Here is a 7983-nt window from a genome sequence, read left to right as displayed (position 1 = left end):
CGGCGGCGCGGCGCGGCCGGAGGCTCCGCCGGCACGTTGTCGACGACGTCCTCGCCCACGGCGCTGCGCACCGCCGCCGAGGCCTCGGCCCAGGCGGCATCCGAGGGCGCGTCGGGAGCCGCCGCGCCGTCGCCGGCCGCCTCCAGTTCGGCCGCATGCGCGGCGAGCACGTCGGCCGGGGTGATGAACCAGGTCTCGCGGCAGGCGGCGCAGCGTACCGAGCGCCCCTCCATGCCGAGGCGCCCGGTCTCGACCCGGTACGCGCTGGCGCAGGTGGGGCAGACGATCAGCATGAACGGCGACGCTCGGACGAGCCCGGCCCGGGCTGGGCACGGAACTTCTTAAGCGAGTGTCAGCGAACGCGGTTAAGCTCCGGTAAGCGCCGCGGCCGCGCCGATTCCGCCCCCCGGTTCTGGGCACGGTCTTGAAAACGCCGGCCCCGGGCTTCATCCCGGCAAGTCGAGGCCTCGAGCCGCTCCCGATCGCGTTGCAACCGGGAGCGGCTCGAAGCCTTCGTTGTGACGCGCTCTCTGACGCCGAACCGGCATCCACTTCGGCTTGAGAGCGCTCGAGAGGTGACGGACCGGTGAAGATGGGAAGCCTGCTGCCCGGTGCGGAAGTGCCGGTGGTCCAGTTCGAGAATGTCGGCATGCGCTACGGCCTCGGGCCGGAAGTGCTGTCGGACGTGAGCTTCCGCATCGCGCCCCATTCCTTCCAGTTCCTCACCGGACCGTCCGGCGCGGGCAAGACCACGCTGCTGCGCCTGATCCTGCTCTCGGCGCGGCCGACCCGCGGCGTCGTCTCGGTGTTCGGCGAGGAGGTGAGCGGCATCTCCAGCGGCAACCTCACCGCCCTGCGGCGGCGCATGGGCGTGGTGTTCCAGGATTTCCGCCTGCTCGACCACCTCACCACCTACGAGAACGTGGCCCTGCCCCTGCGCGTGCAGGGCCGGGCGGAGACGAGCTACCGGGCCGAGGTGGTGGAGCTCCTGCGCTGGGTGGGCCTGGGCGAGCGCATGCACGCCCTGCCCCCGCTGCTCTCCGGCGGCGAGAAGCAGCGCGCCGCCATCGCCCGCGCACTGATCGGCCGCCCGGACCTGCTGCTCGCCGACGAGCCCACCGGCAACGTCGATCCCAGCCTCGGCCGGCGCCTGCTGCGGCTGTTCCTCGAATTGAACAAGCTCGGGACCTCGGTGATCATCGCCACCCACGATTTCGGCATCATGGACGCGGTGCCCGCCCGCCGCATGGTGCTGGGCGAGGGCCGCCTGCGGATCGAGGAGTGATGGTGGATCCGACGACCCGGCGCCCCGAGGCGCCCGCGATGCCCGCGCACGAGGCGCAGCCGGAGGGACGCGCGCCGGAGCGGGCGCCCGCCCGCTCCGCTGCGGGATCGATGGTGACCGCCGCGCCGGATCCGGGCCTGCCGCTGCGGCGCAACGCGCCCCTGGTGCCGACCGACTCGGCCGCGAGCCGCTCGCTCGCCGCGGTCATCGCCATCCTCACCTTCCTGGCCGGCCTCTGCGCGGGCACCGCCGAGATGGTGGCGACGAGCGCCGGGCAGTGGCAGGGCAGCGTCGCCCGCGAGGTGACGATCCAGGTCCGACCGGGGCCCGGCCGCGACATCGATGCGGACCTCGCCAAGGCGCAGGGCATCGCGAAGGCGGAGCCCGGCATCGCCGAGGCGCGGGCCTTCTCGAAGGCCGAGGCCGAGCGTCTGCTGGAGCCCTGGCTCGGCAGCGGCCTCGACCTCTCCGACCTGCCGGTGCCGCGCCTGATCACCCTGAAGCTCGGCACGCCCGCGCCCGACCTCAAGCACCTGCGCGCGAGCCTGACCGACGCGCTGCCAGGCGTCGCGAGCCTCGACGACCACGTGCTCTGGCTGCAGCGCCTCTCGACCATGGCCAACACCTTCGTCGGCGTCGGCATCGGCATCGTCGCCCTGGTCCTCGTCGCCACCGGCCTCGCCGTCGCCTTCGCCACGCGCGGGGCGATGGCGGGCAACAAGGAGGTGGTCGAGGTGCTCCACTTCGTGGGCGCCGACGACGACTTCATCGCCCGGGCCTTCCAGCGCCGCTTCTTCGGCCTGGGCCTGCGCGGCGGCGCGATCGGCGCGGGCAGCGCCCTCCTGGCCTTCGCCCTGGCGGGACTCCTGTCCCGGGCCTGGCGCTCGGGACCGGCCGGCGACGAGATCGAGGCCCTGTTCGGCGCCTTCAGCGTGGGCTGGCGCGGCTATGCCAGCGTGCTCGCGATCGGCGTGATCGCCTCGCTGGTGACCGGGGTGGTCTCGCGCCTGACGGTGCGGCGCTTCCTGGCCTGAGGCTGGCATCCCGCGACGCCGGATCCGCCGTCCCGGCGGGCTCGCGCCGGTTCGGCAGGGGATGGGCAGCGGGCCCGGTCGACCTGCCCCTCTCGGCCGCCGCTGGGGATTTGTCGCGGAACGCGTGATGAATCCGGAGGGACGAGATTGCGTTAACCATTCGTCAACCTCTGGGACGCGCAATGGCTTGACCTGACCATCGTCCTAACGGGGGCTGCCTCCGGGCCGCCGCAATCGCCCCTATCCTGTCGGAGAATGTCCACGCGTATGACGCGCGCCTTCGATCCGAACTTCGCCGAGCCCTTCGGCTGGCGCTGGGACATCGCACGCGGTGCCCGTCCCGAGCCGCGCGCGGAGCAGCCCCGGGCCGGACGGCGCGGGCCGCTCGCCGCGCTGGCGGCGGGGACGGGCCTCGCCACGCTCGCGGTGCTCGGCGGCTTCCTCGGCTTCGTGGGCATGCTCGAGCGCAGCGAGCGGACGCCGCTCGGCCGGGCCGACGGCATCGTCGCCCTCACCGGGGGTGCGCAGCGGATCGGCGACGCCATCGACCTGCTGGCCAGCGGCTACGGGCGGCGGCTGCTGATCACCGGCGTCAACGAGCGCACGAGCCGCGACGAGATCGCCCGCCTCAACCCGACCCAGCGCGACTGGATCGCCTGCTGCGTCGACCTCGACTACCGGGCGCGCAACACCATCGGCAACGCCATCGAGACCCGCCGCTGGATGCGGCGGCACCATTTCGGCACGGTCACGGTGGTGACCTCGAACTACCACATGCCGCGCACGCTGATTGAGCTCGACCACGCCCTGCAGGGCTCGGACGGCGTGGTGCCCCACCCGGTGATCGCCGAAGGCTTCGATGCGGGCCGCTGGTGGCGCAGCCCCGCGACGGCGCGGCTGCTGGCGGCGGAATACGTGAAGTTCGTGGCCGCCTGGCTGCGCACCCGCTTCGAGGACGACCCCGAGCAGTCCCGCGCCGCGATCCTGATCGGCCGCGGCAAGCCGGTGAAGATGGTCGCAGAGCCCCTGTCCCGCCGGCTCGACTGAGGCCGGGATTCCGAAGGGATCATGCCTTCGGCGGGTCCAGGACGGAGCCCTGGAATACGTCAGGGCTTCGCCCCGACACCCCACGAAAGGGGTGACCCCTTTCGAAACCCGGACATGAGGGACACCTTGCAGGCGTCGGCCCAGCGGATGTCTCAGGAGCCCCGGCAGCGAGTCTTGATCGCCGTGGAGAATTCCCGCTCCGAACCCTGGACCTGGGCGAGCCGCTCGTTGCGCTCCGAGCCCGACAGGCAGCGGCCGTAGACGCTCGCGACCCGGCGCATGGTGTCGACGTGGCGGCGCCAGATCCGGCAGGTCTTGGCCTCGTCGCCGTCGGCCTGCTCCAATTGGTCGATGGCCTGCCGCTGCATCGACTGGGCCACGAGCACGTCGCGCGGGCAGGTGCCGTCGGCGCCGGCCTGGGCCTGGGCGGAGACCGGGCCGAGGACCAGCGCGGCGAGGAGCGATCGGCGCAGGGTCGAGAGGATCATGCCGCCTGGGGAGCCGGGGTATGGGTCAGCAGGGCGTAGAGGGCGCTCGCATCCCGCGCCGCCCGGATCCGCTCCAGGATGCCGGGCTCGCGCAGCACGCGGGCGACCTGGGCGAGCGCCTTCAGGTGGTCCGCGCCGGCCCCCTCCGGAGCCAGCAGCAGGAAGGCGAAATCGACGGGCTGCCCGTCGAGCGCCTCGAAGTCGACCGGCTTGTCGAGACGGGCGACGAGGCCGAACAGCCGATCGAAGCCGGCCAGCTTGCCGTGCGGGATCGCGACGCCGTCACCGATGCCGGTGGAGCCCAGGCGCTCGCGCTGCAGCAGGGTCTCGAAGACCTCGCGCTCGTCGAGGCCGGTCAGGCGGCGCACGGCCTGGGCGCTCAGCTCCTGCAGAACCTGCTTCTTGGTCCGCGCGCGCAGGGCCGGCACCACGGAATCCGGATCGAGGAATTCCAGGATTGGCATGGGAGGACCGTCGCCCCTTCGGCCGGGTTCGACGGCGAACCCCGCAACCGTCACAAAGGGCCGCCGGCGTCTTCCGCGCAGACGACCCCTGATCGTTAATTACCGGACGGACCGGCGGTTCCCGCCCGTCGCCCCGGTCAGCCCGCCTCGGGCGGATCGACCCAACCGATGGCGCCGTCGCTGCGCCGATATACGACGTTGATGCGTCCGGTGCCAGCGTGAACGAAGACCACCACCGGCGCACCCGTCAGATCGAGGGCGGTCACCGCCTCGCTCACCGAGCGGCGCTGAAGGGTCTTGGTGCTTTCGGCGACGATGGGCGGATGGTCGGCCTCATCCTCTTCGGGCGTCTCCGGCTCGTCCTCGGTGGGGGCGGCAAGCACGGCGTAGGCCGCCTCCACGGCGCCGTTCGTCTGCGCCGCGGCGTGGTCCTTCAGGCGGTGCTTGTAGCGGCGCAGCCGCTTCTCCAGCCGGTCCGCAGTCTGCTCGAAGCTCGCCCGCGGATCGTGATCGGCGCCCGTCGCCTCGATGGTGAGGCCGGAGACGAGGTGGAGCACGCAATCCGTGCGGTACGCGGTGCCGTCCCGCCGGAGCGTGACGTGGCCGTTGCAGGAGCCGCTCATATGGCTGTCGAGGTATTTCGCGAGCGTCGCCGCCATCCTTTCCTCGACACGGCTTCGAAGAGCCTCCCCGAGGTCCAGGCCGTGGCCCGTGACGCGCAAAGCCCCCATGTTTCCTCCGGTCAACGCACTGCTTGGACCCTGAGGTTAAGGAGCCGCGCCCGCGGAAGTCAACGCGCCCGGTGAGCCGGCTCGGAACAGCGGGCGCCCCCTGCCCTGACCCCGCCGCTCACCGCAGCGCCAGGGCCGCCGCACCGCCTTGCGAGCCCCCTTGCGTCCCGCCCTGGGCGTAGCGCTCGCGCCGGCGCTCGATCGAGGACGGGATGCGCAGGGACTCGCGGTACTTGGCGACGGTGCGCCGGGCGATGTCGACGCCCTCGCTGCGCAGCTTCTGCACCAGCGCATCGTCCGACAGCACGTCGTCCGGCGTCTCGGCATCGACGAGCTGCTTGATGCGGTAGCGCACGGCCTCCGAGGAATGGGCCGCAGCGCCCGCGGCGCCGGGGATCGCCGCGGTGAAGAAGTACTTCATCTCCAGGGTGCCGCGGCTCGTTCCGATCGCCTTGTTGGAGGTGACCCGCGAGACGGTCGATTCGTGCATGCCGATCGCCTCGGCCACCGTCTTCAGGTTGAGCGGGCGCAGATGCGTCACGCCGTGCAGGAAGAAGCCGTCCTGCTGGCGCACGATCTCGGTGGCGACCTTGAGGATGGTGCGCGCCCGCTGCTCCAGGCTGCGGGTCAGCCAGTTCGCGGTCTGCAGGCAATCCGAGAGGAAGGCCTTGTCGGTGTCGCTCGCCGCGCCGCGCGTGACGCGGGCGTAGTAGCTCTGGTTCACCAGGACCCGCGGCAGGGTCTCGCTGTTCAATTCGACCAGCCAGGAGCCGTCGGGCGCGGGCCGCACGAACACGTCCGGGATCAGCACCTCGACGGCGCTGGCGCCGAAGGCCCGGCCCGGCTTCGGCTCGAGCCGGCGGATCTCGCCGAGCATCTCGACGAGGTCCTCGTCGTCCACGCCGCAGAGGCGGCGGAGCGCGGCGAAATCGCGCTTGGCCACGAGGTCGAGGCGCGAGACCAGCGCCTGCATGGCGGGGTCGAAGCGGTCCTTCTCGCGCAGCTGGATCGCGAGGCATTCGGCGAGGTCGCGGGCGCCGACCCCGGACGGGTCGAAGCCCTGGATCAGCGTCAGGATGCCGGCCACGCGGTCGAGGGTGGCGCCGAGCCGCTCGGCGACGCCGTCGAGGGATTCCCGGATGTAGCCGGCCTCGTCCACCGCATCGATCAGGAAGCCGCCGATCAGCCGGTCGACGGGATCGGAGGTGGCGAGTTCGAGCTGGCTCGCGAGATGCTCGCGCAGCGAGGTCTCGGCGGTGAGCGTCGCCTCGAAATCCGGCGCCTCGGCATCGAAGCTGCCCCCGGTGCTGCCATAGGGCGCGGGCGTCAGGGAGAGCATGTCGCCGGACGCCGTCTCGCGGGCCGGCGCGGGGGTGTCGTCGGGAAAGACGTTGTCGAGGCGCGTCTCGAAGCCGGTCTCGATCTCGCCGCGGCCCGGATCGAGCTCGGCCGTGCCGGACCAGGCCTCGTCCGCTCCCTCGAAAGCCGCGCTCTCGCGCGGCTCCGCGCCGGACTCGTGCGGCTCTGCGGCGTCGGGACCAGCGCCCTCGACACGCTCCAGGAGCGGGTTGCGCTCCAGTTCGGCTTCCACGTAGGCGGCGAGATCGAGCTGCGAGAGCTGCAGGAGCTTGATGGCCTGCAGGAGTTGCGGCGTCATCACCAGGGCCTGGCCCTGGCGCATCTCGAGTCTTTGCATCAGACTCATGCGGACCCCTGCCTCTTCCGACGACGGCCGGCCGAGGGCCCTGCGCCCATCGGCACGCTTCTTGCTTGTATCTTCGGTTAGCTTTAGCCGCTTCCTCGCGCCCCGTCAAAGCGGTGGGCCCGGGTTTTCCGCGGAACGGGCTGCACGGCGCCGCCTGCACCGCACTCTTCCGCAGCTTCGTTTAAGGAAGGCTTGCGCGCAATATGCGCCCGCCGGAGACGCGGGACCTCCGACAGGCCGCTGCGGGGCGGACGGACGTGCCCGGACTTGGCGGGCGCGCCCTCCCCCGGAGCGTGGATCAGAGCCGGAAATCCTCGCCGAGATAGAGCCGGCGCGCCTCCGGATTCGCCACGATCTCCTCGGGCGTGCCCTCGGTGAGGATGCGGCCCGAATGGGCGATATAGGCCCGGTCGATCAGGCCGAGCGTCTCGCGCACGTTGTGGTCGGTGATGAGCACGCCGATGCCGCGCTGCTTCAGGTGCTTCACCAGATCCTGGATGTCGCCGACCGCGATCGGATCGATGCCGGCGAAGGGCTCGTCGAGGAGCATGAAGGTCGGCGAGGAGGCGAGCGCCCGCGCGATCTCGCAGCGCCGCCGCTCGCCGCCGGACAGGGCGATGGAGGGCGACTTGCGCAGGCGCGCGATGTCGAACTCCTCGAGCAGGGATTCGAGCTTGCGCGCCCGCTCCTTGCGGTCGGGCTCGGCCACCTCGAGCACGGCGCGGATGTTGTCCTCGACGGTGAGGCCGCGGAAGATCGAGGCCTCCTGCGGCAGGTAGCCGATGCCGAGGCGCGCCCGCTGATACATGGGCAGTTGCGTGATCGGCAGTCCGTCGAGGCTGATATGGCCGCGGTCGGCCGGAACCAGCCCGGTGATCATGTAGAAGATCGTGGTCTTGCCGGCGCCGTTCGGCCCGAGCAGGCCGACCGCCTCGCCGGTGCGGACCACGAGGCCGGCCTCGTGCACCACGGTGCGGGCGCCGTAGCTCTTGCGCAGGCCGCGCACGCTGAGGATGCCAGGGCCGCCCTCGGCATCCGCGGCCTCGGCGGCTGCCCGCCCGCGGCCGAACAGGCGGCCGAGGAGCGACGGCCGGGCGACGGCGACCGGCGGAGCGGGGTCGTGCCCCGGATCGAACGTCACGGCGCCGCTCAATTCGCCTGCGCCCGCGCCCTGGCGGCCTCGGCGTCCGCCGGCTTGTCGGCGGCCTTGTCGCCCGGCTTCGGCGCGC

9 protein-coding genes are annotated in these 7983 nt (G+C 72.1%); 3 read left to right on the top strand and 6 right to left on the bottom strand.

The window, feature by feature from the left end; translation table 11 throughout:
• The coding region (locus MET9862_RS27420) for an MJ0042-type zinc finger domain-containing protein (RefSeq protein WP_185157027.1) at nt 1-293 on the bottom strand (293 nt) is incomplete at its 3' end.
• Between the two features lie 299 nt (nt 294-592).
• On the opposite strand from MET9862_RS27420, the gene ftsE reads away from it, so the two are divergent.
• From ftsE to MET9862_RS27405, 3 genes are all read left to right on the top strand, one after another.
• Nucleotides 593-1285 carry a cell division ATP-binding protein FtsE gene (gene ftsE, locus MET9862_RS27415; protein WP_142586089.1) on the top strand — a complete coding sequence of 231 codons (693 nt, stop codon included), beginning with the start codon at nt 593-595 and terminating at the stop codon, nt 1283-1285.
• Nucleotides 1286-1395: 110 nt separating this feature from the next.
• On the top strand, nt 1396-2319 hold the full coding sequence (locus MET9862_RS27410) for a cell division protein FtsX (protein WP_142586090.1): 924 nt from the start codon (nt 1396-1398) through the stop codon (nt 2317-2319).
• Nucleotides 2320-2586: 267 nt separating this feature from the next.
• Nucleotides 2587-3366, top strand: a complete 780-nt coding sequence (locus MET9862_RS27405; RefSeq protein ID WP_142586088.1) for a YdcF family protein — start codon at nt 2587-2589, stop codon at nt 3364-3366.
• 152 nt (nt 3367-3518) lie between these two features.
• Here the strand turns inward: MET9862_RS27405 and MET9862_RS27400 are convergent, their stop codons facing one another.
• The 5 genes from MET9862_RS27400 to lptB form a co-directional block, all read right to left on the bottom strand.
• Nucleotides 3519-3854: a hypothetical protein gene (locus MET9862_RS27400; protein ID WP_142586087.1), complete on the bottom strand. Its 336-nt coding sequence runs from the start codon at nt 3852-3854 to the stop codon at nt 3519-3521.
• Nucleotides 3851-4318 (bottom strand): PTS IIA-like nitrogen regulatory protein PtsN, encoded by a 468-nt coding sequence (ptsN, locus tag MET9862_RS27395; protein ID WP_142586086.1) that lies wholly within the window; start codon nt 4316-4318, stop codon nt 3851-3853. The genes MET9862_RS27400 and ptsN overlap by 4 nt, the downstream gene beginning before the upstream one ends.
• Before the next feature lie 137 nt (nt 4319-4455).
• On the bottom strand, nt 4456-5049 hold the full coding sequence (hpf, locus tag MET9862_RS27390; RefSeq protein ID WP_142586085.1) for a ribosome hibernation-promoting factor, HPF/YfiA family: 594 nt from the start codon (nt 5047-5049) through the stop codon (nt 4456-4458).
• A 118-nt stretch (nt 5050-5167) separates the two neighbouring features.
• Entirely contained in the window at nt 5168-6754 is a 1587-nt protein-coding gene (gene rpoN / locus MET9862_RS27385) for an RNA polymerase factor sigma-54 (protein ID WP_142586084.1), read from the bottom strand.
• Between the two features lie 298 nt (nt 6755-7052).
• Nucleotides 7053-7895, bottom strand: coding sequence for an LPS export ABC transporter ATP-binding protein (gene lptB, locus MET9862_RS27380; RefSeq protein WP_142586083.1), 843 nt, complete (start codon nt 7893-7895; stop codon nt 7053-7055).
• Between the last annotated feature and the right edge of the window lie 88 nt (nt 7896-7983).

Source organism: Methylobacterium symbioticum, assembly GCF_902141845.1.
GTDB lineage: Bacteria > Pseudomonadota > Alphaproteobacteria > Rhizobiales > Beijerinckiaceae > Methylobacterium > Methylobacterium symbioticum.
The sequence above is the reverse complement of the archived record's forward strand: the minus strand, read 5'-3'. Positions and strand labels throughout refer to the sequence as shown.